Annotated in this window: 23 protein-coding genes and 1 riboswitch; of the genes, 6 read left to right on the forward strand and 17 right to left on the reverse strand. The window is 65.1% G+C overall.

What is annotated here, in order from left to right:
* Positions 1–13 precede the first annotated feature (13 nt).
* A complete protein-coding gene (locus RAD04_RS23410; protein ID WP_461625650.1) occupies positions 14–529 on the reverse strand; it encodes a mismatch-specific DNA-glycosylase in 516 nt (171 codons plus the stop codon).
* A 42-nt stretch (positions 530–571) separates the two neighbouring features.
* Here RAD04_RS23410 and RAD04_RS23415 point away from each other — a divergent pair, with 42 nt between their 5' ends.
* Positions 572–1,054: a hypothetical protein gene (locus RAD04_RS23415; RefSeq protein ID WP_461625651.1), complete on the forward strand. Its 483-nt coding sequence runs from the start codon at positions 572–574 to the stop codon at positions 1,052–1,054.
* Between the two features lie 463 nt (positions 1,055–1,517).
* On the opposite strand, the gene thiC is transcribed toward RAD04_RS23415, so the two are convergent.
* From thiC to RAD04_RS23445, 6 genes are all read right to left on the reverse strand, one after another.
* Positions 1,518–3,416, reverse strand: coding sequence for a phosphomethylpyrimidine synthase ThiC (gene thiC, locus RAD04_RS23420; protein ID WP_461625652.1), 1,899 nt, complete (start codon positions 3,414–3,416; stop codon positions 1,518–1,520).
* A gap of 189 nt (positions 3,417–3,605) precedes the next feature.
* Positions 3,606–4,214, reverse strand: a complete 609-nt coding sequence (locus RAD04_RS23425; RefSeq protein WP_461625653.1) for a thiamine phosphate synthase — start codon at positions 4,212–4,214, stop codon at positions 3,606–3,608.
* Positions 4,201–4,983 carry a thiazole synthase gene (locus RAD04_RS23430; protein ID WP_461625765.1) on the reverse strand — a complete coding sequence of 261 codons (783 nt, stop codon included), beginning with the start codon at positions 4,981–4,983 and terminating at the stop codon, positions 4,201–4,203. The genes RAD04_RS23425 and RAD04_RS23430 overlap by 14 nt, the downstream gene beginning before the upstream one ends.
* 165 nt (positions 4,984–5,148) lie before the next feature.
* Positions 5,149–5,346 (reverse strand): sulfur carrier protein ThiS, encoded by a 198-nt coding sequence (gene thiS, locus RAD04_RS23435; protein WP_461625654.1) that lies wholly within the window; start codon positions 5,344–5,346, stop codon positions 5,149–5,151.
* A complete protein-coding gene (locus tag RAD04_RS23440) occupies positions 5,337–6,347 on the reverse strand; it encodes an FAD-dependent oxidoreductase (protein WP_091966120.1) in 1,011 nt (336 codons plus the stop codon). Before RAD04_RS23440 ends, thiS begins: the two co-directional genes overlap by 10 nt.
* A riboswitch (TPP riboswitch) is annotated at positions 6,335–6,463 on the reverse strand. Its footprint overlaps the gene before it by 13 nt.
* A gap of 182 nt (positions 6,464–6,645) precedes the next feature.
* On the reverse strand, positions 6,646–7,203 hold the full coding sequence (locus RAD04_RS23445; protein WP_461625655.1) for a transglycosylase SLT domain-containing protein: 558 nt from the start codon (positions 7,201–7,203) through the stop codon (positions 6,646–6,648).
* Positions 7,204–7,446: 243 nt separating this feature from the next.
* Here RAD04_RS23445 and RAD04_RS23450 point away from each other — a divergent pair, with 243 nt between their 5' ends.
* Positions 7,447–7,662 (forward strand): hypothetical protein, encoded by a 216-nt coding sequence (locus RAD04_RS23450; RefSeq protein ID WP_461625656.1) that lies wholly within the window; start codon positions 7,447–7,449, stop codon positions 7,660–7,662.
* A 1-nt stretch (position 7,663) separates the two neighbouring features.
* Here the strand turns inward: RAD04_RS23450 and RAD04_RS23455 are convergent, their stop codons facing one another.
* On the reverse strand, positions 7,664–8,986 hold the full coding sequence (locus tag RAD04_RS23455; protein ID WP_461625657.1) for an ATP-binding protein: 1,323 nt from the start codon (positions 8,984–8,986) through the stop codon (positions 7,664–7,666).
* A 14-nt stretch (positions 8,987–9,000) separates the two neighbouring features.
* Complete coding sequence (locus tag RAD04_RS23460) at positions 9,001–9,780, reverse strand: response regulator (RefSeq protein ID WP_461625658.1); 780 nt, start codon at positions 9,778–9,780, stop codon at positions 9,001–9,003.
* Positions 9,781–9,960: 180 nt separating this feature from the next.
* On the opposite strand from RAD04_RS23460, the gene RAD04_RS23465 reads away from it, so the two are divergent.
* Positions 9,961–10,533, forward strand: coding sequence for a hypothetical protein (locus RAD04_RS23465; protein ID WP_461625659.1), 573 nt, complete (start codon positions 9,961–9,963; stop codon positions 10,531–10,533).
* Between the two features lie 231 nt (positions 10,534–10,764).
* Entirely contained in the window at positions 10,765–11,295 is a 531-nt protein-coding gene (locus tag RAD04_RS23470) for a PRC-barrel domain-containing protein (RefSeq protein ID WP_461625660.1), read from the forward strand.
* A gap of 172 nt (positions 11,296–11,467) precedes the next feature.
* Here RAD04_RS23470 and RAD04_RS23475 read toward each other — a convergent pair whose 3' ends face one another.
* From RAD04_RS23475 to RAD04_RS23510, 8 genes are all read right to left on the reverse strand, one after another.
* Complete coding sequence (locus RAD04_RS23475; RefSeq protein ID WP_461625661.1) at positions 11,468–12,679, reverse strand: ABC transporter substrate-binding protein; 1,212 nt, start codon at positions 12,677–12,679, stop codon at positions 11,468–11,470.
* A gap of 368 nt (positions 12,680–13,047) precedes the next feature.
* Entirely contained in the window at positions 13,048–13,875 is an 828-nt protein-coding gene (locus tag RAD04_RS23480) for an ABC transporter permease (RefSeq protein ID WP_461625662.1), read from the reverse strand.
* A complete protein-coding gene (locus tag RAD04_RS23485) occupies positions 13,872–15,134 on the reverse strand; it encodes an ABC transporter permease (RefSeq protein ID WP_461625663.1) in 1,263 nt (420 codons plus the stop codon). The genes RAD04_RS23480 and RAD04_RS23485 overlap by 4 nt, the downstream gene beginning before the upstream one ends.
* 22 nt (positions 15,135–15,156) lie before the next feature.
* Complete coding sequence (locus RAD04_RS23490) at positions 15,157–16,215, reverse strand: ABC transporter substrate-binding protein (protein WP_461625766.1); 1,059 nt, start codon at positions 16,213–16,215, stop codon at positions 15,157–15,159.
* Positions 16,216–16,263: 48 nt separating this feature from the next.
* Positions 16,264–17,373 carry an ABC transporter ATP-binding protein gene (locus RAD04_RS23495; protein ID WP_461625664.1) on the reverse strand — a complete coding sequence of 370 codons (1,110 nt, stop codon included), beginning with the start codon at positions 17,371–17,373 and terminating at the stop codon, positions 16,264–16,266.
* Between the two features lie 135 nt (positions 17,374–17,508).
* Entirely contained in the window at positions 17,509–19,077 is a 1,569-nt protein-coding gene (locus RAD04_RS23500; protein WP_461625665.1) for a DUF4403 family protein, read from the reverse strand.
* Between the two features lie 140 nt (positions 19,078–19,217).
* A complete protein-coding gene (locus RAD04_RS23505) occupies positions 19,218–19,856 on the reverse strand; it encodes a Vgb family protein (protein WP_461625666.1) in 639 nt (212 codons plus the stop codon).
* 29 nt (positions 19,857–19,885) lie between these two features.
* Complete coding sequence (locus RAD04_RS23510) at positions 19,886–21,106, reverse strand: helix-turn-helix domain-containing protein (RefSeq protein WP_461625667.1); 1,221 nt, start codon at positions 21,104–21,106, stop codon at positions 19,886–19,888.
* A gap of 153 nt (positions 21,107–21,259) precedes the next feature.
* Between RAD04_RS23510 and RAD04_RS23515 the strand changes: the two genes are divergently transcribed.
* Positions 21,260–22,051, forward strand: a complete 792-nt coding sequence (locus tag RAD04_RS23515; protein ID WP_461625668.1) for a DUF899 domain-containing protein — start codon at positions 21,260–21,262, stop codon at positions 22,049–22,051.
* Positions 22,044–22,313, forward strand: a complete 270-nt coding sequence (locus RAD04_RS23520) for a hypothetical protein (protein WP_461625669.1) — start codon at positions 22,044–22,046, stop codon at positions 22,311–22,313. Before RAD04_RS23515 ends, RAD04_RS23520 begins: the two co-directional genes overlap by 8 nt.
* The last annotated feature ends 90 nt before the right edge of the window (positions 22,314–22,403 follow it).

Consider the following 22,403-nt stretch of genomic DNA (forward strand, 5'->3'; position numbering starts at 1 on the left):
GCCTTTGCCCACCCTACGCACCGATCCAAGCCGCAAGCTCGCGCCACGGCTCAATCGTCCAATGCCCGGACGCCGCACCCGACGGCGAGGGCAGCACGAAGATCTCCGGCAGGCTCTCATCGCGCGCCTGCCGCCCCAGCGCTATCGCACTCGACGGCCTGCCATAAAACAAGCTCGCCGCCTTCTTGCTCGTGAACGCAATCGTCCGCGGCCGATACTTGTCCATCTTCGCCCTGAACCCCGGTACGTCGATCGCCTCCGCCGCGATCTGGTGATCCATCCCGGCACCCGATTTGGAGAGATCGGTGAAGCCGATCCCGAGTTCGATCAGCGAGGCAAACTCGCCCGGCTGATAGCGCCGCGGCGTGATCCCGGCCTCATGGATCGCGCGCCAGAAGCGGTTGCCGGGATGGGCGTAATAGTGCCCGAGCTCGGCCGAGCGCGTCGAGGCGGCGGTGCCGACGAAGACGAGACGGAGATTGGGACGGAGCTGGTCGGGGAGGCGGTGGGGAATCGTGTCAGGTGTCAATTTTCGCAATCCGGTCTACAGAATTCACCTAAGAGATGCGCATTGCGTGCATTGCTCGCAAAAGGTAAGGTCGATCGCGGCGGAAGCGAAAGGGATCGGTTCGTGAGGATTGACGTATTGGTTCTCTTGCTCTGCATGGTGCCCCTGCAATCGGCGAGCGCTAGCTGTTTGGGCGAAGCTAAGGAATTTGCGCAAGACATTTGTGGTGAGATTTCAACCAAAGGATCGTCCCGGCTGGTCACAAGCTCAGGGGAGCTCAATGCTGAGGCAAAAGGACTGCTTCGAAGGATGCTCGGCTCTGCGGGCGGTGAACTGAAGGCCGAAACTCAATTAACGGGATATGAGAACGTTTTACGCGAGCAACTTGGGTCCGAGCTGATTAACGTCAGGAATTGTCGGACGCGAATGGCTGAGGCCGCTATCAAGCAAACCTGTGAGAAATCGCAGAAGATTGAACAGAGATCATCTGGAGATAGCAGCCCGAATATTGTCACCAAAGGCGACGTGGTTATTCAGAGCAAATAGCGAGACGCGCCGAGTGGATCATTCAACGCGTCGTGTGTTGCTATTTGCGATAGCTCCGAGCATCGTTATCCTGTTCGCATTGGGAGCGGACTATGCGCGGGCGCAGACAGGGACCAGCCAAGAGTCGAAGGGAAGCTGCAGTCCGAACATTGTGACCCAGGGCAACGTGACGATCGTCTGTCCGAGCGGGGGAGGCTCGACATCCACGAAGTCCGGCAGCGGTCCATCGGGAGGTGAAATAGCTGCTTCAACCTGTCCAGCAGATATGACCTTTAGTCGCCAAGATGAGCGATGCATACCGTGCAGAAGATTTTTCAGGACGTTCATCCCTGAGACGCGAAAATGGGAGCGTTCCTGCAAGTGAATGGCGATTGGGGCCCGTCATCCCACGAGCTTCGATAGGCCGAATACTTGCTCGGCCTATCTCGCTCTTGGGCGCCCGAAGAGCGGGCGACGATGCTCCTCACAACACCCGATTACTCTCCTTCACCTTCTCCGCATCCAGATAAACGCTTGAGCCCATCTCCTTGAACTTCGCGCTCATCTTGGCCATGCCGTCCTCGGCGGTGCCGGCCATCGACATGCCGACCGAGTTCGGATCGTTCAGCGTCGCCGCGTAGTCCCGCACGTCCTGGGTGATCTTCATCGAGCAGAATTTTGGGCCGCACATCGAGCAGAAATGGGCGACCTTGTGGGCTTCCTTGGGCAGGGTCTCGTCGTGGAAGTTCTTGGCGGTGTCGGGGTCGAGGCCGAGGTTGAACTGGTCGCTCCAGCGGAAGTCGAAGCGGGCGCGGGAGAGGGCGTCGTCGCGCAGCTGGGCTGCGGGGTGGCCCTTGGCGAGATCGCTGGCGTGGGCGGCGATCTTGTAGGTGATGACGCCGACCTTGACGTCGTTGCGATCGGGCAGGCCGAGATGCTCTTTCGGCGTGACGTAGCAGAGCATGGCGCAGCCGAACCAGCCGATCATGGCGGCACCGATGCCCGAGGTGATGTGGTCATAGCCCGGCGCGATGTCGGTGGTCAGCGGTCCAAGCGTGTAGAACGGCGCTTCGCCGCACTCCTTGAGCTGCTTGTCCATGTTGATCTTGATCTTGTGCATCGGCACGTGGCCGGGGCCTTCGATCATGACCTGGCAACCCTTGTCCCACGCAATCTTGGTGAGCTCGCCGAGCGTCTCCAGCTCCGCGAACTGCGCGCGGTCGTTGGCGTCCGCGATCGAGCCGGGGCGCAGGCCGTCGCCGAGCGAGAACGAGACGTCATACTTGCGCATGAGGTCGCAGATCTCGTCGAAATGCGTATAGAGGAAGCTCTCCTTGTGATGCGCCAGGCACCACTTCGCCATGATCGAGCCGCCTCTGGAGACGATGCCGGTGACGCGGTTGGCGGTGAGGTGGATGTATTGCAGGCGGACGCCGGCGTGGATGGTGAAATAGTCGACGCCCTGCTCGCACTGCTCGATCAGCGTGTCCTTGTAGAGCTCCCAGGTCAGCTTCACCGGATCGCCGTTGCACTTCTCCAGCGCCTGGTAGATCGGCACGGTGCCGATCGGCACCGGCGAGTTGCGCAAGATCCATTCGCGCGTGGTGTGGATGTTGCGCCCCGTGGAGAGGTCCATCACGGTGTCGGCGCCCCAGCGGATCGCCCACACCATCTTCTCGACCTCTTCCTCGACTGAAGACGTCACCGCGGAGTTGCCGATATTGGCGTTGATCTTGGTCAGGAAGTTGCGGCCGATGATCATCGGCTCGAGTTCGGAATGGTTGATGTTGGAGGGGATGATGGCGCGGCCGCGCGCGATCTCGTCGCGAACGAACTCCGGGGTGATGAACGCGGGCACGGCGGCGCCGAAGCTCTCGCCGTCGGCGAGGGCTGCTTCCGCGCGCTCGAGCTGCTGCTTGCGGCCGAGGTTCTCGCGGGCGGCGACGTAGATCATCTCCTTGGTGATGATGCCGGCGCGGGCGAATTCGAGCTGCGTGATCTTGTGGCCGTCGAGGCCGCGCAGCGGCTGGTGATAGGCGCTGAACGCGCGCGCGGCGTTGTCGGTAGAGACGCTGCCATTGTCCTCCGGCTTGATCTGCCGGCCCTGATATTCCTCGACGCCGCCGCGCTCCAGCACCCAGGCTTTGCGATTGCGGGCAAGGCCAGCGTTGACGTCGATGGTCACGGACGGATCGGTGTAGGGGCCCGAGGTGTCGTACACCGGCAGGTTCGGCTCGCCGGCGCCTTCGGACAGGATGATCTCGCGCAAGGGCACGCGCAGATCGGGCGCGGCGTCCGGCGAGGCGAAGATTTTTCGCGAGGAGGGCAGGGGGCCGGTGGTGACGGCGGGGACGGTTTTTTCGGGGTTGGAGCGGATGTTCATGGGATCCTCCGGTTTAATTCTGTTGTGCAGTGTTTGATGTCGTCATCCTGAGGTGCTCGCGAAGCGAGCCTCGAAGGATGAAAGAGCCGGGCCGTCGCCCTTCGAGGGCCGCTGAAAAAGCGGCCACCTCCAGCGACAACGGCTGCGCCGTTGCGCGGGGGTGACGGGATGAAGAGGGGCGGACATGCATCACGCAGCCTCCGTGGACAGGCCGAGCCACTGACGCACGCGGGCATCGGGGTCGGCGTTTTGCGTGACGTCGGACACCACAGCGATCGAATCCGCGCCCGCCGCAAAGATCTCCGCGGCTTGCTCGAACTTGATGCCGCCGATCGCGACCAGCGGGATGGCGCCGATGCGCTTCTTCCATTCGGTGATCTTCGGAATGCCCTGCGGCTCGAAGCGCATCGATTTGAGCGTGGTGAAGAAGATCGGGCCCAGCGCGACGTAGTCGGGCTTGGCCGCGAGTGCGGTTTCAAGCTCGGCATCGTCATGGGTGGAGACGCCGAGCGAGAGGCCAGCCTCGCGGATGGCCTTGAGATCGGCTTCCGCCAGATCCTCCTGGCCGAGATGCAGATATTTCGCGCCGGCGACGACGGCGGCGCGCCAATAGTCGTTCACGACCAGCCTGGCTTGCGTGTCCTTGGTGATCGCCAGCGCATCGGTGACGATCTGCAGCGCGTCGGCGTCGTTGAGCTCCTTGGCGCGCAGCTGGATGATGCCCACGCCGAGCTTTGTCAGTCGCTCGACCCATTTGAGGCTGTCGACGACGGGATAAAATCGATCAGGATACGGCATGCCAGAACGGAGTCCCAACGACAGGGGTGGAGGGGGAGGCGAAGTCGCGGGCGTTCATCAGCCCGGCTTCATAAGCGGTGCGGCCGGCATCACAGCCGAGACGGAAGGCGTTCGCCATCGCGACGGGGTCGGCGGCTTTTGCGATCGCGGTGTTGAGCAGCACGGCGTCATAGCCGAGCTCCAGCGCCTGCGCGGCGTGGCTGGGAGCGCCGAGACCGGCGTCGACCACCAGCGTGATGTCGGGCAGGCGCTCGCGCATCAGCTTCAAGGCATCGCGATTGGTGATGCCCTTCGCGCTGCCGATTGGCGCGGCCCACGGCATCACCACCTTGCAGCCGGCATCGACCAGGCGGTTGGCGACCGAGAGATCCTCGGTGCAATAGGGGAACACTTCAAAGCCGTCCTTGATCAGGATGCCGGCGGCTTCGACGAGGCCAACGACATCGGGCTGCAGCGTGTCGTTGTCGGCGATGACTTCGAGCTTGATCCAGCTCGTGCCGAACAGTTCACGGGCGAGCTTTGCGGTGGTCACCGCCTCGCGCACGCTGCGGCATCCCGCGGTGTTCGGCAGCACGGTGACGTCGAGCTCGCGGATCAGATTCCAGAACGCGTCCCCGGTCTTGCCGCCGGCGGATTCGCGCCGCAGCGACACCGTGACGATGTTCGAGCCGGAGGCACGGATCGCGGACTGCATGATCGCAGGCGAGGGGTAGAGCGCGCTGCCGATCAGCAGGCGGGAGGCGAAGGATTTGCCGTAGAAGGTCACCATGGCTTCAATTTCCTTGCGGGCGACTTGCACAGACCGTCATCCTGAGGCGCGCGCACTTGCGCGCCTCGAAGGATGACAGCGCCGCTTGCGGCCATCCTTCGAGGCGAGCCGAAGACGGCTCGCACCTCAGGATGACGGCGTCGTTTGTGACGACAGGCATCTCCCTCACCCTCCCTGCCGCGGCGTGATGATCTCGATCTCGTCGCCGGCCTTCAAGCTCGTCTCGGCCCAGCGGCTCTTCGGCACGACGTCGTAGTTGAGCGCGATCGCGAAATGCGTGCCCTCGTAGTCGAGCTCCGAGAGCAGCGCATCGACGCTTCCCGAAGTCACCTCGCGCTGCTCGCCGTTGACGATCAAACGCATTGCATCACCTCATTGTCGATCTGGCCGCGCTCGACATAGGCAAGCGTCAGCTCGGCGAGCGCCGGCGCGATCAGGAAGCCGTGACGATAGAGGCCGTTGACGCTGATCCTGCGGCCGCGAATGCCGATGCGCGGCAGATTGTCGGGATAGGCGGGACGAAGCCCGGAGCCGAACTCCACGATGCGGGCCTCGCCGAACGCGGGGTGCACGGCGTAGGCGGCGCCCAGCAGCTCCAGCGCGGAGCGGACGCTGACGCCGGTGTCCTCGGCCTCGATCGAGGTCGCGCCCAGCATGAACAGATTGTCCTCGCGCGGGATCACGTAGAGCGGCCAGCGCGGATGCATCAGCCGCACCGGGCGCGCCAGCTGCACCTCGTCTGTCTCGATCAGGATCATCTCGCCCTTGACGCCGCGAAGCTCGCTCTGTTCGTCGCGGGCGCCAAGGCCGCGGCAGTCGATCACGATGCCGTCGAGATCCCCGGCTGCGACGTCGCTGGAGAACTTGATGGTGCCGCCGGCGGCGCGGATGCGATCGTGCAACTGCGGCAGCACGCGGCGCGGCTCGACATGGCCCTCGGCCGGGAAGAACAGCGCGTCGCGGAAGCGGCCCTCCAGCGACGGCTCGAGCGCGGCGAGGCCTGAGGCATCGAGCCGGCGGTGGTCCTCGGTCATGCGCGCAAAACGCTCGAAATCGTTGCGTTCGCGCGGATGGGCGACGACCAGCGAGCCGTTGAACGGCGTGTCCGGCAGCTCGCGCCGCCAAAGGTCGAGCGAGCGCAGCCCGAGGCGGCTGATGATGGGTTCGGCGACCTCGGCCTCGCAATAGGGTGCGAGCATGCCGCCGGCCCAATGGCTGGTGGCGTCCGTCATCGCCTCGTCACCGCGCTCGTGCAAGGTCACGGCATGGCCGGCCTGCGCGAACAGCAGGGCTTGCCAGGCTCCGGCGATGCCTGCGCCGATGATGGATACCGGTGAGTCCGGTCGCTTGGTCGTTTGCAACATCCCTGTCCCTTCGCCGGCATGACCCGGATCAGGTTCAAAGGGTCACCGCGGTCCTGGGCGTTATTGCCCATTTAGCGGTATCTCAGCTCCTCCTCGGAGCACCCCTCGGAACGGCTCTAATGTAGGACAGTGGGGCGGGGTGGTCAACGCGTCTTGACGGGAACCGCAGCCGTGCCCCGGACGCAGCGCATCACGCAGTGGTGCGCTGCTGAGCCGGGGCCCATGCTGATGCATGGGATGCTGGGTCCCGGCTCTGCGCAGCAACGCTTCGCGTCGCAGCGCGTCCGGGACACGGGAGTTATTTCAGGGCCTGCGCCCGCGCATTGCGGACGCGCTGGGCCAGCTTCTTATGCGGGACGTTCCCGAACATCGGCTGCGGATTGCCGTTCGGCTCGAGCCAGGGTTGGCCCATATTGCCCATATTGGTATCGCCCATATTGGCGAGCTGCACGGTCTCCTGCCGCTGGCGCTTGGCGGCGTAGTAATAGCCGCCGGCGAAATAACGAACGGCCCGGGCATGGTCGCCATTGGCGGCGCGATAGGCGCCCGCGAGGTATTTCACGGCATAGGTGAGGTTGGTGTTGGGATCGCGCAGGCCGGCGGCATCGCCGGTGTAGCCGACGCCGCGCGCGGTCGCGAGCTTGATCTGCATCAGCCCGATGGTGCCGCCATGGCCGACGAGGTGCGGCTGGTAGCGGCTCTCACGCATGATCACGCGGTGCACCAGCGCTTCCGGCACGCCGTTGGCGCGGGCATGGGCCGCGACCATCTCGGCATATTCAGCTTCACCCGCGATTGCGGCCTGCGGCAATGTCAATCCGGCCGCGAGCAGCGCGGCAATGCGTAAAATTTTCATCAGATATCCCTGAGGTCCCCTAGAGTGACCTGAGCCCAGTCGTCGTTAGGCCTTCCGAACGCGGCGATGATGTGACCAAACGCCGCCATCGCCCGTTTTTGCAGTGCCGAGCCGCTGTTACGACTCAAAGCTGGCGCAAGAGAGCTTCGGGGGCGGACGACCCCCGCTCGCGGCAGTACGCCTGTCTATTCGCGCGTGCCAGCGAAAGCGAGTAAGAAGACGCTGCAAATCGGGAGAGGTGCCATGACAAATTCAAACATGGCCAGGCTGTATGCCGGCAACATCCCCAGACAGAACCCGTGTGCCCAATGCGGCACGCCGATCCCGCAGCCTGACTGGATCGAGCCGGGCGAGGGGCGCGTCTCCTATCTCTGGAATTGCCAAGCCTGCAATTATCGCTTCGAGGCCGTGGCCATCTTCGACGAGACCGCCATCGTGCACCCGCCGCTCGCGGCTTGAGTTAGGCGGCGAGCCGCGGCTGCTGCCAGAGCGGCAATTGCATCCGTACGATTAGTCCATGTGGCGCGCGGTCGTGCAGCGACAGCTCGCCGCCATGGGCGAGTGCGATCGCGCGCGCGATCGACAGGCCGAGCCCGAAGCCGGTGGATTCGTCCATGGTGCGCGCATCGTCGCCGCGCACGAACGGCTCGAGCACCTCCTGCTTGCGCGCATCCGAAATGCCGGGGCCGTCGTCCTCGACGTCGATGACGAGCGTGGTGCCCGAGATGTCGAGGCGGATCATCACCTCGGCGCCGAAGCGCACGGCGTTCTCGACCAGGTTGGTGACGCCACGATGCAGATCGTCGGGCCGCGCGGCGGCGGTCGCGGACGCCGGCCCGTCATAATGCACGACATGGCCCATGTCGCTGAACTGGTCGGCGACGAGCTGCAGCGTGCTGGCGATGTCGACCAGCGTAACCGCCTCGACCTTGCGGTCGTTGCGCAGCAGCGACAGCACCGATTCCAGCATCGCGCGCATCTGGTCGAGGTCCATCAGCATGCGCTTGCGGTTGCCCTCGTCCTCGATGAACTCGGCGCGCAGGCGCAGCCGCGTGATCGGCGTGCGCAGATCGTGGCTGATCGCGGCGAGCATCCTGGTGCGATCCGACATCAGGCGTGCGATCCGCTCATGCATGCGGTTGAGCGCGCGCGCCACCGAGCGGATCTCTTCCGGGCCGCGCTCCGGCAGCGGCTCCGCCCCGCCATCGAGGCTGAAATTCTCGGCGGCCTTGGCGAAGGACGATAGCGGTGCTGCCAGCGCGCGCGCCGCCCACAGGCCGAGCACGCTGACGCAGATGAAGGCGGTCATCAGCGCCGTCAGCCAGGGGGCGCCCCAGAACCACGGGCGCGGGCCGCCATCGACATGTCCGGCGATCATGGTGCCGTCGCGCAACTCGACGCCGACGCGGGATTTTGTGCCGCCCGAGGTCAGCTGGACCGCCCTGTAGCCGCGTCCGAGATGACGGCGCATCCCGCGCAGGTGCTGATTGTCGCTCTCTTCGACGCTTGCGGTGCCGGGCGCGAGCATTTCGATGCCGAGCTTGGGGAAGGCGCGCGCGAGATCGGCGACGAGGCGCGGACGCTCGCTGGCCTCGGCCGAGCCGAGCAGCAGCGCGGCATCGGTCAGCTGATGCGCGCCGTCCGGCGGCGTGTCGGGGCGGTCGGGCCGGCTGATCAGGAAGGCGGTGGTGACGACGAGATGGAGCGCGACGGTCGAAGCCAGCACCAGCGCGGCGATCTGCCCGCCGATCCCCTTGAGGTGGAAGAATCCGAACGGCTTCATCGTCGGCGTCCGCTTCAATTGCTCAGGGGCGCCGCAACCGCTTCAGTGCTCGCTGCTTGAGCGCCTTGAGGACTCGCCACCTGCGTTCGCGGCGTGAACAGATAGCCGCCGGAGCGCACCGTCTTGATGAGGGTGGGATCGGCCGGATTGGGCTCGATCTTGCGGCGGATGCGGCTGACCAGCACATCGATGGACCGTTCGAACGATCCGGTGTTGCGGCCCTGCGTGAGGTCGAGCAGGCTGTCGCGTGACAGCACGCGGCCGGGCCGTTCGCAGAACGTGCGCAAGAGATCGAATTCGGCGCTGGTCACCGCGACGCGCGCGCCTTCCGGATTGCGCAGCTCGCGCAGCCGCAGGTCGATGTGCCAGCCCTCGAAGGTGAGCGCGCTCGCGCCTTCGATCGAGCTTGCCGCTTGAGCCGCGGCCTGGCGGCGCAGCACGGCGTTGATGCGGGCGAGCAGCTCGCGCGGGTTGAACGGTTTCGGCAGATAGTCGTCCGCGCCCATCTCGAGGCCGACGATGCGGTCGACATCCTCGCCGCGCGCGGTCAGCATGATGATCGGCGTCTGCGCCTCGGCACGCACCTTGCGGCACAGGCTGAGGCCATCCTCGCCCGGCAGCATGACATCGAGGATGATGAGGTCGACGCGGTGATCGGCCATGGCGCGCGACATCTCGCGGCCGTCGCTCACGGCGGTGACGTTGCAGGCGTTGTTGCGCAGGTACTTCGCAATCAACGTCCGGGTTTCGCGGTCGTCTTCGACGACCAGGATGTTGGGATTGGAAATGGCCATGCGCTTTGTTTGTCCAGGATTCGGGCCAAATGGCGAAGATTTTTGTTTCGGATTGTTTCTGCCGGGCTTCCCGCAACAGGCGGCAATCGCGCCGTCGCGAAAGGGCAAGGTCTCGTTAAGGTCGTTAACCATAGCGTGGCGTGGTCCGCGACGAAACCCCGCAAAATCCACGGAGCCATCATGACCTCGATTTCGGCGGCCTCCGCCAACAACCACCCCTCGCCGCTGCAGCGGCTGCAGCAGGAATTGCAATCGGAAGTGTCCGCCGGCACGATCTCGTCGTCGGATCAATCCGCGCTCTCGACGGCGCTGACCGACATCGATAAAGCGCTCCAGCAGAGCCGGTCGAGCGACCAGTCCAGCGGCACGCGGCCCTCCAAGGACGAGATGCAGTCGAAGATCGGCGACCTCATCTCGAACGAGGTGTCGAACGGCACGCTGACCTCGGACCAGGCCGAGGAGCTGAAGAACGTGTTTCAGTCCGCCTTCGCGAGCGGTCCGGGCGGGGCGGGCGGCGCCGGTGGCGCAGGCGGTCCTCCGCCCGGTCCGCCGCCGGACGACAGCTCTTCGGATTCGGCGTCGTCCACGGATTCGACCAGCAGTACGTCCAGCAACCAGACCACCGCCGAGATCCTCCAGCAGTTCCTGCAGGCGCTGCAGCAGTCGCAATCATCGAGCTCGTCCTACGGCGCCAACGGCGGCTCGTCCGGCAATTCCGACTTCTCCGCGCTTCTGATCGACTACAAGAGCTGACCCTGAGCGACGCGGGTCGGCGCGGGTCCTCGCCACGATCGTGCTTCACCCAGGGCGCACGATCGTCGGCGGGGAACCGTGCACCGCAAAATGTTCCTGGGTGACGCAGGAACAGTCCCCGCGAGGTTTTCGCGCTCGCGCATAGCGCGACGAAATTGCGGCGCGCACGGAACTGCGTGTGATCAGCGCTGTTTTCTCCACACGAGTTTTTTCTGTGAAGGAGAGGACAACATGCTGACGAAATTCATCGCCGCCGGCCTCGCCGGCACCGCACTACTTGCGACCGTTGCGTTCGCGCAATCGCCGACCGCCACCACCGACAAGGCGCCGACCGCGGCCACCGCGACGACGGCCACCACGACCGCTTCCGGCGAGTGGCGTACGTCGAAGATGTCGGGCCTGAAGGTCTATAACGAGGCCAACGAGAACATCGGCTCGATCAACGAGCTGCTGATGGACAAGAGCGGCAACGTCAAGATTGCCGTGATCGGCGTCGGCGGCTTCCTCGGCATGGGCGAGCATCTGGTCGCTGTGCCCTATGAGAAATTGAAGTTCGTCAATGAGGCTGTCGCCTATACCGGCACCGGCACGAACCCGGGCGCCAAGCCCGCCGCATCCACCACGACAGGCGCTGCGACCGGCACCGACAGGCCGGCTGCGACCACGACGTCGTCCACCTCGAAGTGGTATCCGGACCACGCTGTGTTCAATGCCAGCAAGGACGAGCTGAAGAACATGCCGGAGTTCAAGTACGCGGAGTAATGCAGCCCGCGTAACTGCCTAAACGAAGCGCGCCTGGTATTCGCCGGGCGCGCTGTCGTGTCTTTTCGGGCACCGTCATTGCAGGGAGCTTTTGCGACGAAGCAATCCAGGCTGTTGCCGCGGAGAGATTCTGGATTGCTTCGCTCCGCTCGCAATGACGGCGAATGCTCGCTCAGTGCGTCACCAGCGGGCAGCCGCCCTTGTCGAGGGGACGGAAGGCCTCGTCGCCGGGCACGGTGGCGATCAGCTTGTAGAGGTCCCACTCGCCCTTGGATTCCTCGGGCTTCTTGACCTCGAACAGATACATGTCGTGGACCATGCGGCCGTCGATGCGGATCTTGCCGTTCTTGGCGAAGAAGTCGTTGACCGGCGTCTTGCGCATCTGCTCCATCACCTTCGGCGCCTCGTCGCTCTTGATGGCGTCGATCGCCTTCAGATAGTGCATGGTCGCCGAATAGAGGCCGGCCTGGATCATGGTCGGCATGTGGCCGACCTTCTCGTTGAAGCGCTTGGAGAAGGCGCGGGTCTCCTCGTTCATGTCCCAGTAGAAGGCGTCGGTGACGATCAGGCCTTGGGTTGCCTTGATGCCGAGCGAATGCGTGTCGGTAATCTCCTGCAGGAGCGCGATCATCTTCTGGCCGCCCTGGGTCAGGCCGAACTCGGACGCCTGCTTCAGTGCGTTGGTGGTGTCGCCGCCGGCATTGGCCAATGCGACCACTTTGGCCTTGGAGGCCTGGGCCTGGAGCAGGAAGGAGGAGAAGTCCGACGAATTGAGCGGATGGCGGACCTCGCCGAGCACTTTGCCGCCGCTCTCCTTGACCACGTTGGCGGCGTCGCGCTGCAGCGCCATGCCGAAGGCGTAGTCGGCGGTGACGAAGAACCAGCTATCCTCGCCGCGCTTGACCATCGCCTTGCCGGCGACGTTTGATAGCGCATAGGTGTCGTAGGTCCAGTGCACGGTGTTGGGCGAGCAGGCGGTGCCGGTGATGTCGGACGAGCCGCCGCCGGAATTGATGTTGATCTTGTTCTTCTCGCGCGTCAGCGCCGAGATCGGCAGCGCCACTGACGACGTCGGAACGTCGAAGATCGCGTCGACCTTGTCGTTGTCGTACCAGTTGCGGGCGATGTTGACGCCGACGTCGGGCTTGTTCTGGTGATCGGCGGCGACCACCTGAACCGGCTTGCCCGCGACCTTGGCGCCGTAATCGGCGACCGCCATCTCGACGGCGGCGAGCGAACCCTTGCCGGTCGCGTCCGCATAGAGGCTCGACATATCCGTGAGCACGCCGATCTTGACGATGTCGTCGGAAATCTGCGCCTGCGCCGTGCCGGATGTTGCGGCGAGGGCGAGACCGGCCGCGACGGCGGCGATGAGTTTTTGCATGTTGTTCTCCCTGTGTGTTGTTGTTCGGGCTTTGTTGCGGGGACTGTTCTAACGACAATCGGCCGCGGCAGCTAAGCGATGCGCGCCATAGCGGAATGCAAAAAGAGAAGGGGCGCGCGGTGTTCCCTTCGCCTCTCCCCGCAGCTGATGAGGCCCAGCAGGATCAGCGAGCTCAGGATCGTAGGGTGGGCAAAGGCGCACTTGCGCCGTGCCCACCATCTCAGCATGATCGAGGGACATGGTGGGCACGCTTCCGCCTTCGCTCTTCGAGCTACGGCGGACAAGTCGCTTTGCCCACCCTACGATACTGCCGTCGTCCTTGCGAAGACTTCCCCTCAGCCTGCAATCGTGGAGAGGGAAGAAGCCGCTCAGCCGCCACCCTTAAGCCGCTCATTGCGGCGGCGCAGGCCTTCGAGGGTGGCGAGGAGCATCACCGAGACCGTCGTCAAAATGACCGCCGCTGCCGTGATCGTCGGGCTGATGTTCTCGCGGATGCCGCTGAACATTTCGCGCGGCAGGGTGCGCTGCTCGGGACCTGCCATGAACAGCACGATCACGACCTCGTCGAAGCTGGTCGCGAAGGCGAACAGTGCGCCCGAGGCGAGGCCGGGCAGGATCAGCGGCAGGATCACGCGGCGGAACGCCTGAAGCGGCGAGGCGCCGAGCGAGGCGGCGGCGCGCGAAAGATTGGTGTCGAAGCTCTGCAGCGTCGCGCCGACCGTGATGACCACGAAGGGCGTCGCCAGCGCGGTGTGGGCCAGGATCAAGCCGAGATAGCTGCCGGTCAGTCCGATCGGCGCGAAGAAGAAATATAGGCCGACCGCGGTGATGACGCCGGGAACGACGACCGGCGACAGCACGAAGGCCAGCACGAGCGGCTTGAGCCGGCTCTTCCACTGCGCCAGGCCGAGCGCCGCGAGCGTGCCGAGCACCATGGACAGCAGCGTCGAGGCTACGCCAATAATCATGCTGTTCTTCAGCGAATTCATCCAGCGCGGCGAACTGATGAAGTCGTCGTACCAGCGCAACGACAGGCCAGGAAGCGGATAGGTGAGGTACGAGCCCGAGCTGAAGGACAGCGGCATGATCGCCAGGATCGGCGCGATCAGGAAGATGAACACCAGCGTGGAGACAATGATGGTTGCAGTCCACGCAATGCGCTGGCTCGGCGTGCGAAGGGAAGCATTGTCGCTCAATTCTTCATGCCTCCCGTGACCTGCTGTCCCTGCACCAGCTTGCCGTAGACCAGTGCCAGCAGAAGGGTGGCGAGCAGCAGCACCGCACCGAGCGCCGAAGCAAGACCCCAATTGGCGGTTTCGGTGGTGTAGAGCGCGATGAAGTAGCTGATCATTTGATCGGCGGCGCCGCCGACGAGGGCCGGTGTGATGTAGTAGCCGAGCGCCAGGATGAAGACGAGCAGGCTTCCTGCGCCGATGCCGGGCAGGGTCTGCGGCAGGTAGATTCGCAGGAAGGCGGTGACCGGCGGCGCGCCGAGCGAGGCCGCGGCACGCATGTAGGCGGGGGAGATCGCCTTCATGCTGCTGTAGAGCGGCAGGATCATGAAGGGCAGGAGCACGTGGGTCATCGCCACGCAGACGCCGAAGCGGTTGTAGATCAGGCGCAACGGCTCGTCGATGATGCCGAGCCAGTGCAGGCTGTCGTTCACGACGCCCTTGCTTTGCAACAGCACGATCCAGGCGCAGGTGCGGACCAGGAGCGACGTCCAGAACGGCAGCAGCACGAAGATCATCAGCAGGTTTGATCGTCCCGGCGGCAGCGTCGCCAGGAGGTAGGCGACCGGGAAGCCGAGGATCAGGCAGAGCGCGGTGACGCTGAGGCTGATGATGAAGGTGCGGGTGAACAGGCTGCGGTAGATGGCCTGATCCGGCGGAGCGGCGACGATCGCGCCGTCAACGTTCCTGACAAGGTCGAGCGCCGCCAGAAGGTAGAAGCCCGTGACGGGCCCATTGGCATCCCTGATCGTCGTCCAGGTGGCGCGCTCGCGCCAAGCCGGATTGATCTTGCCCAGCGTCTCCTTGGCCGTGCCGGGCTCCGGCATCGTTTTCAGATTGCGTGCCGTGCTGGTCAGGATCGTGCGAAAACCGTTGAGTGCGTAGTTCAGCCGCTTGGCCGCAATCGCAATGGTGCCGGAGGTACGCGCCGCCAGGATGTCACTTGCCAGCGCAGCAAAGGTCTCCTCGTCCGGCAGGTCCTTGCCGTCCCAGCTGGCGAGAGCCGCGACGGTTTGAGGCAGAACCTGACGCACCTCCCGGTCATCGACCGCGCGCCACAGCATGCCGGCGATGGGGCCCGCGAAGGTGAAGAGCAGGAAGACGAGAAGCGGTAGGACCAGTGCCAACGCCTTGACCTGGCGTGTCCGCTCTGCGCGCCTCAATCGGCGCTTGAGCGGCACCTCGGTCGACGCATTGGCGCCGGTCAGGGACGCTTCCGTCATTGGTCGAGCCTTGAGCCGCGCGCTATTTCGCGGCCCATTTGTTGAAGCGCTCGGTCAGGCGGTCGATGTTCTCGAGCCAGAAGCCGACGTTGATCTCGACCGCGTTCTTGATGTTGTCGGGCGCCGTCGGCAGGTCCTTCAGAACGGCGGGCTGCAGCTTGCCGGCGGCGTCCTTGTTGGAGGTGCCATAGGAGATATTCTCCGACAGTTTCGACTGGTTCTCCGCCTTGCCTGCGAAGTCCAGGAACTTGTAGGCGGCGTCCTTGTTCGGGCTGCCCTTCAAGATGACCCAGCTGTCGAGGGTGAACAGCGCTCCGTCCCACACCATGCCGAAATTCTTCTTCTCGTTCTTGTTCGCGGTGTCGATGCGGCCATTATAGACCGAGGTCATCGCGACTTCGCCGGAGGCGAGCAGTTGCGGCGGCTGGGCACCGGCCTTCCACCAGACGATGTCGCCCTTGATGGTGTCGAGCTTCTTGAACGCGCGCTCGACGCCCTCGTCGGTCGCCAGCACCTTGTAGACGTCCTTCGGTGCGACGCCGTCGGCCATGAGTGCAATCTCCAGCGTGGTCTTCGGGCCCTGACGCAGGGCGCGCTTGCCCGGAATCTTTTTGGTATCGAAGAAATCGGCCCAGCCCTTCGGGGCCTCCTTCAGCTTGTCCTTGTCGTAACCGAGCACGAAATCGTAGAGGATGGCGCCGACGCCGCAGGGATTGACGGATGGCGGGATGTAGGCGGCCTCGCCGCCGATCTTGGAATAGTCCATCTTCTCGAACAGGCCTTCCTCGCAGCCGACCGCGAGCTCGTCGCTCTCGACCTGGACGACGTCCCAGGTGGCGGCGCCGCCCTGCACTTTGGCGCGCAGCACGCCGACGCCGCCGTCCCAGGATTCATCGTTCATGGCAATTCCGGCCGCCTTCTTGAACGGCTCGAAATAGGCCTTCTTCTGGGCATCCTGATACGCGCCGCCCCACGACACGACGGTGAGGTCACGCGCCTGCCCGACCGTGGCCAGCGCGGCGCTGGCGGTGAAGGCCGCGGCGAAACCCAGAGCAATCTTGCCAATCTTGCGCTTCAGCATGGTCATGGTTCCTTCTTCATGTGCATTGCATTGAGTTCGATCGCGGGATCAGACGGGATCGAGGGCGAGGCAGTCCTCGGGGTGAAAGGTGACGAACACGTTTGCACCGTGTGTCAGGCTGTCATGCGCGCCCGGCTGAAGCTTGACCATGAACTCGGCATTCCCTGAGACATCGAGCACGGCCAGCGCGTGGTCGCCGAGATAGATGGTGTTCTGCACCTTGGCCGGCAGCCGGTTCGGTCTGTCGCTGGAGGTGCCGTCCGGGATAATGGTGATCCGCTCCGGCCGCACCGACAGCGACGTCGATGCGCCCGCGCCTGATACATTGACCGCCCGTGCGGTGACAGCGCCGCCACCCGCCAGCGCGACGCGGCAATAATCCTTGTCGACCGTCTCGACTGTGCCGGCCAGCACATTGTTCTCGCCGATGAAATGGGCGACGAAGCTGTTCACCGGGTGCTCGTACAGCGCGTCGGGTCGGTCGATCTGCTGCACGATGCCGTCATTGAACACGGCGATGCGGTCCGACATGGTGAGCGCTTCGCTCTGATCGTGGGTGACGTAAACGACGGTAATGCCCATCGTCTCGTGCAGTTGCTTGATCTCCAGCTGCATCTGCTCCCGCAGGCGCTTGTCGAGAGCGCCCAGCGGCTCGTCCATCAGCACGAGCTGCGGATTGAAGACCAGCGCGCGGGCCAGCGCCACGCGCTGCTGCTGACCGCCCGACAGCTGTCCGGGCCGCCGGTGCGCCAGGGTTTCCATCTTGATCATGCGTAACGCCGCGTTGACGCGCTCCTGCACGTCCGCCTTGTTCGTCTTGCGAACGGACAGCGGGAAGGCGATATTCTCCGCGATCGTCAGGTGCGGAAACAAGGCATAGTTCTGGAACACCATGCCGATGTCGCGCTTGTGCGGCGGCATGTTCTTGATGGGCCGGCCTGCGAGGTAGATCTCGCCATGGGTCGGAACCTCGAAGCCGGCCAGCATCATCAGCGTGGTCGTCTTGCCCGAGCCCGACGGGCCAAGCAGCGTGATGAACTCGCCCTTCCTGATGTCGAGATCGAGGTTCTTCACCACGAGATGCTCGCCATCATAGGTCTTCTGAATGCCGGAAAAGCGCACCAGTGCCGGCGCAGGCGTGACCATGCCGGCTTCCATCTTGTCCCTCGCGTTACTCACTACAGTGCTGTCAGCACCTCATTCGAGGCTGCGAGGAACAGCTTAGCACCCTCCGATCAGAATGCCAGCGGCGCAACCGACGAAGAGGCGCCCAGGTACGGCGAGCGAAGCGAGCTACATCCCCGACAGCTTCGTCACCGACACATTCAGCGTGCCGCCGGCTTCCGCGACCACGCGCAGCGTCTTGGAATCGAAGGCGATGTCGGCCAGCGTCAGGCTGTCGATCTTGGCGTCGACCTTGACACCATCCTCGCTTTTCTGGAAGTCCGCGATGACGCCAGCGATCTTCTCGCGCGCGTTCGCCGCAATCGGCTTCAGGTCAAGCGTCGCCCTCTGCAGCAACGCCTGCTGCATCTGCGGCACCACCGCGCGCGCCGCGGCACCCAAGAGGCCAAAAGCGGCTTCCGACTCCACCGCGAGCTGGATGTCGGTGAGCCGCAGGGTCTGCTGGGCCTGGTCGAGCACCGGCCGGCCCCAGATGTGCACGGTCGCCTCGGCGCCGAGACCGAGCCAGCTCTTCTTTTCCTTGGCGCGCACCAAAAGCGAGATCAGCAGGCGCTCGCCCGACGGGACCACGTTGACGCTCTTGACGGTGACGTCGACGGGGCCGGAGCCGTCCTCGGGATAGGTGTGGCCAACCATCTGGGCGGCGATCAGCTTGTTGATCTCGGTGAAGGGCACGTCGATGGGAACGCCGATGTTCACGCCGGTGCCGGTCGGCGGCACGATCGAGATCTTGTCGGGGAACGGGCAGTCCGGCTTAGTCTGCGTCGACGTCACGCGCGTCTCCGCTTCCAGGCCCATCAGCAGCGTCACAGCCTGGGCATCGACGCGCGGCTGCGCGGCAATGGCGCGGATCGGCTTCATCTCCAGCCAGAGCGGCGGCAGTGCGCCCGAGGCGCCGGGGCCCTGCAGCGGGATCGAGCGGCAGGCCTTGGCCCATTGCAGCTTCGCATTCTCGCGCAGGCTCGGATCGTTGCGGATGCGTTCGGAGACGATGTTGATCTGCTCGCCGACATTCTTGTCGATCAGCGGCTTGACCTGCGCCGGCACGTTGACCTTGGCGCCGGCGACGTTGAGGTTGGTGTCGCCGAGATTGACCTGGGCGCCGAGATTGGGCTCCAGATGCCAGTTGGCCGCGAGCTTCGGGCGCGAGGTGACGACCACGTTGCCCTTGATCTCCGCGCTGGCGTTCAAATTCTTGATGTTGACGGCGCCGATCCGTTTCGCCGCGTCACCGCCGAGCACACTGCCGAGCGCGTCGCCGAGTGCGCCTGTGGCCTTCGAGGACAGCGAGCCCGTCACGTTCAGCTTGCCGCTGAGCGGTGTCGAGATCGTCAGCACGTCCTTGTCGCCGGCAGCTGCCATCGGCCCGCGCACGGCGGTCCAGCCGATGTCGGCGTTCTCCAGGATCTGCGAGATCGGGTTGTCGGCCTTGCCGGCGAAATTGCGCGGCGCGGCCTTCTCGGCCTGGTCGCGGATCGCCGACAGCCCGATGGCGACGGGCGCCACGACGATCGAGCTCTTCGCGACCGGCGGCAACGGCGGCAGTTGCGCCACCGGCGGCGCGGAATTCGTCGCGCGCGGCGACAGCCAGTCCATGGCCTTCAAGCTGATGAAGAACGACGCCGCGAGCACTACGACGGCGATCGTGATGGTCTTCAGATTCAACGTCAGTCGCATCGATCCCCCAAGCCGCCCCGGCAGGGATTCTACAGGGCAGGCGAGGAGGGCGCTAGAGCGCACCGATGGGGTGGAATTGGGGCGAATGGGTTAACGGCAGCGACCGCATCGCTGCCGTGCATTCCGACCATCGTCGGGGGCTAGCCGCGCCGGGGACGGCGGACCGCTCTCACATTGCCGTTAGGGCCACCGCCGCAGAAGAAGCGGTCGCCGCCGTCGGACTCCAGCCCTGACACCATCGTCCCCGCGGGGAGGTCGAGCTGCTCGAGCACCCTGCCCGTGGCAGGGTCGATCCGCCTGATATCGCTATCCTCGCCCTCCCAGGTGCCGTGCCAGAGCTCGCCGTCGACCCAGGTCACCCCGGTCACGAAGCGCTTGCTCTCGATGGTGCGAAGCACTTTCCCGGTGTCCGGATCGACCTGATGGATCTTGCGCTCGCGATATTGCCCGACCCACAGTGAGCCCTCGGCCCAGGCCAAGCCGGAGTCGCCACCGCCGCCGGGAGCCGGAATGCTGGCGACCACCTTGCCCGAGGCGGCATCGATCTTCTGGATGCGATCCTCGGCGATCTGGAACAGGTGCCTTCCGTCGAACGCCGTTCCCGCATGGGCCGCGACATCGAGGGAGCGCGCGACCTTGCCGCTATCAGGATCGACCGCGTTCAGCTTGTCGCCGGATGCGAACCAGACATGGGTGCCGTCATAGGTGACGCCGTGCACGGCTTCGACGCCGGCAAAAGGGCCGTACTCCCTGACGATCTCGGCGGCTGAACGCTTCATGTGCTCGCTCCCTGTGATGTGCTCCTACCTTACGTCTTCAGCAGCGGCGTGGGGAGTAACAAGCCTGTCGGGAAACCGGGGACGGGCGGCATCATCCAGCGCCGCGCCCGCCCATGTCCGAACGACTGCACCTTGTTCGATCGCGCCAGCTCGTCGAGCGCGCGTTGCACCGTGCGCGCACTGGTTCCCAGCGCCAGCGCGAGCGCAGAGCTCGACCACGGCTCGCCATCGGAGAGGAAGGCGAGGACAGCGGCGTGCTTCTCCTCGACGGGCCGCGCCAGCACCATGACCTGCCGCGTCTTGCGCGGCGTCAGTGCAAAGCCCTGCTTCGTCGCAGTCACATCGGCCACAGGCTTGAGCTTGGCGCGGAGGCGGCCGATCTCCACGCGCAAGCGGGCGCGATGCGATTCATCGACGTGCCTGGCGCCGAACGCCCCTGACATCAGCGCTTCGCGCGAGACGTCAGCGGGCCAGGCCTGCGCCAGGAGGCGGACGAGCGCGAACAGCACCGGGCGGGTCCCGAGAGATACGATCGTGCCTCGCCTGCGCACCGAATGATGGAAGGTGTCCACGACCAGCGCGTCCGAGGTCGCGAGCTCCTCGACCTGCTCCAGCAGCAACGGACGTTCGTCGCCGCGCGTGATCAGGCGTGCCGCGGGCGTATCGAGCACGCGGTTTGTGCTCTCGACCTCGGCTGTCAGCCCTGGGATGCCCGCCAGGCTCGCTGCGTCGGCCGCCCGGGTAAGCGCCGCGCGCGCGTCTTTGGTTCTGAGCCGCCGTATTGCGATGCCGGCGACCACGAGCTCGCGGACGACCTGCGGGGCAGGCGGGAGTAAGGAGGTGCCGAGCTCGGCGAGGATACGCTCGGCGTCGTCGAGCCGTCCGACGAGAAGAAGACGGCGGGCCTCGATGTGGCCTGCATGCGTGGCATTGGCGACATCGCCGTGCTTTTCGAGCGTCGTCCGCGCCGCCGCGAGCGTCTTCGTCGGCCAGCTCAGATCGCGCGAAACCAGCGCGATCTCGGCTTCGGCCACCACGCATCTGGCGCGCGCCACCGCCTCGCGCGGACCGAACGCGCGCGCCGCGCTTCGCAGCAGCGTCTTCGCCTTCGCGAGATCGCCGAGCTGCGCCATGGCGATGCCGCGCAGCGCCAGCGACGGCGCATCGTTGCGCAGCGCGACGCGGTTCAGCGCGCCGAGCGGATCGCCGGCCTCGAGCGCGCGCGCTGCGGCCGTGATCAGCGACTCCATGTCAATCCCGCCACACTTGTTACTCCCACCGCGCAACCGCGAGGTGCCAGAATTCGTTGACGGCCGACAAGGTGCAGTGAAGGGCGAGCGGTTCCGCGAGACGCGCGGTGATCGCCCAGGCAAGACGTCAAGCAAGGAATTCGGAGAGTCATGATGACATTAGCCCAAAACGAACGGAATAACGGACAGGCAGGCATGCAAACACCGCCGGTGGTGTCGCCGCAGGACTGGGAGGCCGCCCGTCAGCAACTGCTCGTGAAGGAAAAGGCGCATACCCGTGCCCGCGACGCCCTGGCCGCCGAGCGCCGGCGCATGCCGTGGATGGAAGTTTCCAAAACCTATGCGTTCGAGGGGCCCGGCGGCAAGGTCAGCCTGCTCGACCTGTTCCAGGGCCGGCGGCAGCTGATCGTCTACCGCGCCTTCTTCGAGCCCGGCGTGTTCGGCTGGCCTGATCACGCCTGCCGCGGCTGCTCCATGGTCGCCGACCAGGTCGCCCATGTCGCGCATCTCAACGCCCGCGATACCACGCTGGTGTTCGCCTCGCGGGCGCCGCAAGCCGACATCGTCAGGCTGAAGAAGCATATGGGCTGGACCATGCCGTGGGTCACCGTCACCGACAGCTTTGATGCCGATTTCGGCGTCGACGAATGGCATGGCACCAACGTGTTCTACCGCGACGGCAACCGCATCTTCCGCACCTATTTCGTCAAGAGCCGCGGCGACGAGCAGATGGGCGGCACCTGGAATTATCTCGACATCACGCCGCTCGGCCGCCAGGAGGTCTGGGAAGACTCGCCAAAAGGCTATCCGCAGACGCCAACCTACAAATGGTGGAACTGGCACGACAGCTACACCGAAGGCGCGGCGCCCGACAAGAAATGGGTCGAGATCTCGGACGCCGGCGAGAAGGCCTTTCGCGACGAGGCCGCGCAAGGACGTGACTAGTCCGCTCAACGCAACCGCCGGCGCCGGCCGCGATGGCGTGGTGGCTGCGCGCCATCTCGCCAAGTGGCTGGCCTTGGCGGCGACGCCAACCTTCGCGATCATGGCCGTGCTGACGACCGTGCGCGGCGCCGATGCGGCAGACCTGCTGTGCGCCGCCGGGCAGGGGTCTCTGCTCGGCGGAATGGTGCCGATGTATCTCTTGATGAGCGCGTTTCATTCAGCGGCGTGGCTGAGGTTGGTGTCGGAGCGGCGGGGTGGGTAACGGCTTCTCGTGCCCGCCTCGTCCTTCGAGACGCGCGCAAGGGCGCGCTCCTCACAGGATGACGGGATGGGCGCCAAGGTGTAGATTCAT

It is taken from the genome of Bradyrhizobium sp. 25ACV, from assembly GCF_054863005.1.

What these genes read in the sequence shown, in the direction of transcription:
- thiC (WP_461625652.1), bottom strand. Translation starts at nt 3,416, where the DNA reads ATGAACATCCGCTCCAACCCCGAAAAAACCGTCCCCGCCGTCACCACC.
- RAD04_RS23425 (WP_461625653.1), bottom strand. Translation starts at nt 4,214, where the DNA reads ATGCCGTATCCTGATCGATTTTATCCCGTCGTCGACAGCCTCAAATGG.
- RAD04_RS23430 (WP_461625765.1), bottom strand. Translation starts at nt 4,983, where the DNA reads ATGGTGACCTTCTACGGCAAATCCTTCGCCTCCCGCCTGCTGATCGGC.
- thiS (WP_461625654.1), bottom strand. Translation starts at nt 5,346, where the DNA reads ATGCGTTTGATCGTCAACGGCGAGCAGCGCGAGGTGACTTCGGGAAGC.
- RAD04_RS23440 (WP_091966120.1), bottom strand. Translation starts at nt 6,347, where the DNA reads ATGTTGCAAACGACCAAGCGACCGGACTCACCGGTATCCATCATCGGC.
- RAD04_RS23445 (WP_461625655.1), bottom strand. Translation starts at nt 7,203, where the DNA reads ATGAAAATTTTACGCATTGCCGCGCTGCTCGCGGCCGGATTGACATTG.
- RAD04_RS23450 (WP_461625656.1), top strand. Translation starts at nt 7,447, where the DNA reads ATGACAAATTCAAACATGGCCAGGCTGTATGCCGGCAACATCCCCAGA.
- RAD04_RS23455 (WP_461625657.1), bottom strand. Translation starts at nt 8,986, where the DNA reads ATGAAGCCGTTCGGATTCTTCCACCTCAAGGGGATCGGCGGGCAGATC.
- RAD04_RS23460 (WP_461625658.1), bottom strand. Translation starts at nt 9,780, where the DNA reads ATGGCCATTTCCAATCCCAACATCCTGGTCGTCGAAGACGACCGCGAA.
- RAD04_RS23465 (WP_461625659.1), top strand. Translation starts at nt 9,961, where the DNA reads ATGACCTCGATTTCGGCGGCCTCCGCCAACAACCACCCCTCGCCGCTG.
- RAD04_RS23470 (WP_461625660.1), top strand. Translation starts at nt 10,765, where the DNA reads ATGCTGACGAAATTCATCGCCGCCGGCCTCGCCGGCACCGCACTACTT.
- RAD04_RS23475 (WP_461625661.1), bottom strand. Translation starts at nt 12,679, where the DNA reads ATGCAAAAACTCATCGCCGCCGTCGCGGCCGGTCTCGCCCTCGCCGCA.
- RAD04_RS23485 (WP_461625663.1), bottom strand. Translation starts at nt 15,134, where the DNA reads ATGACGGAAGCGTCCCTGACCGGCGCCAATGCGTCGACCGAGGTGCCG.
- RAD04_RS23490 (WP_461625766.1), bottom strand. Translation starts at nt 16,215, where the DNA reads ATGCTGAAGCGCAAGATTGGCAAGATTGCTCTGGGTTTCGCCGCGGCC.
- RAD04_RS23495 (WP_461625664.1), bottom strand. Translation starts at nt 17,373, where the DNA reads ATGGAAGCCGGCATGGTCACGCCTGCGCCGGCACTGGTGCGCTTTTCC.
- RAD04_RS23500 (WP_461625665.1), bottom strand. Translation starts at nt 19,077, where the DNA reads ATGCGACTGACGTTGAATCTGAAGACCATCACGATCGCCGTCGTAGTG.
- RAD04_RS23505 (WP_461625666.1), bottom strand. Translation starts at nt 19,856, where the DNA reads ATGAAGCGTTCAGCCGCCGAGATCGTCAGGGAGTACGGCCCTTTTGCC.
- RAD04_RS23510 (WP_461625667.1), bottom strand. Translation starts at nt 21,106, where the DNA reads ATGGAGTCGCTGATCACGGCCGCAGCGCGCGCGCTCGAGGCCGGCGAT.
- RAD04_RS23515 (WP_461625668.1), top strand. Translation starts at nt 21,260, where the DNA reads ATGACATTAGCCCAAAACGAACGGAATAACGGACAGGCAGGCATGCAA.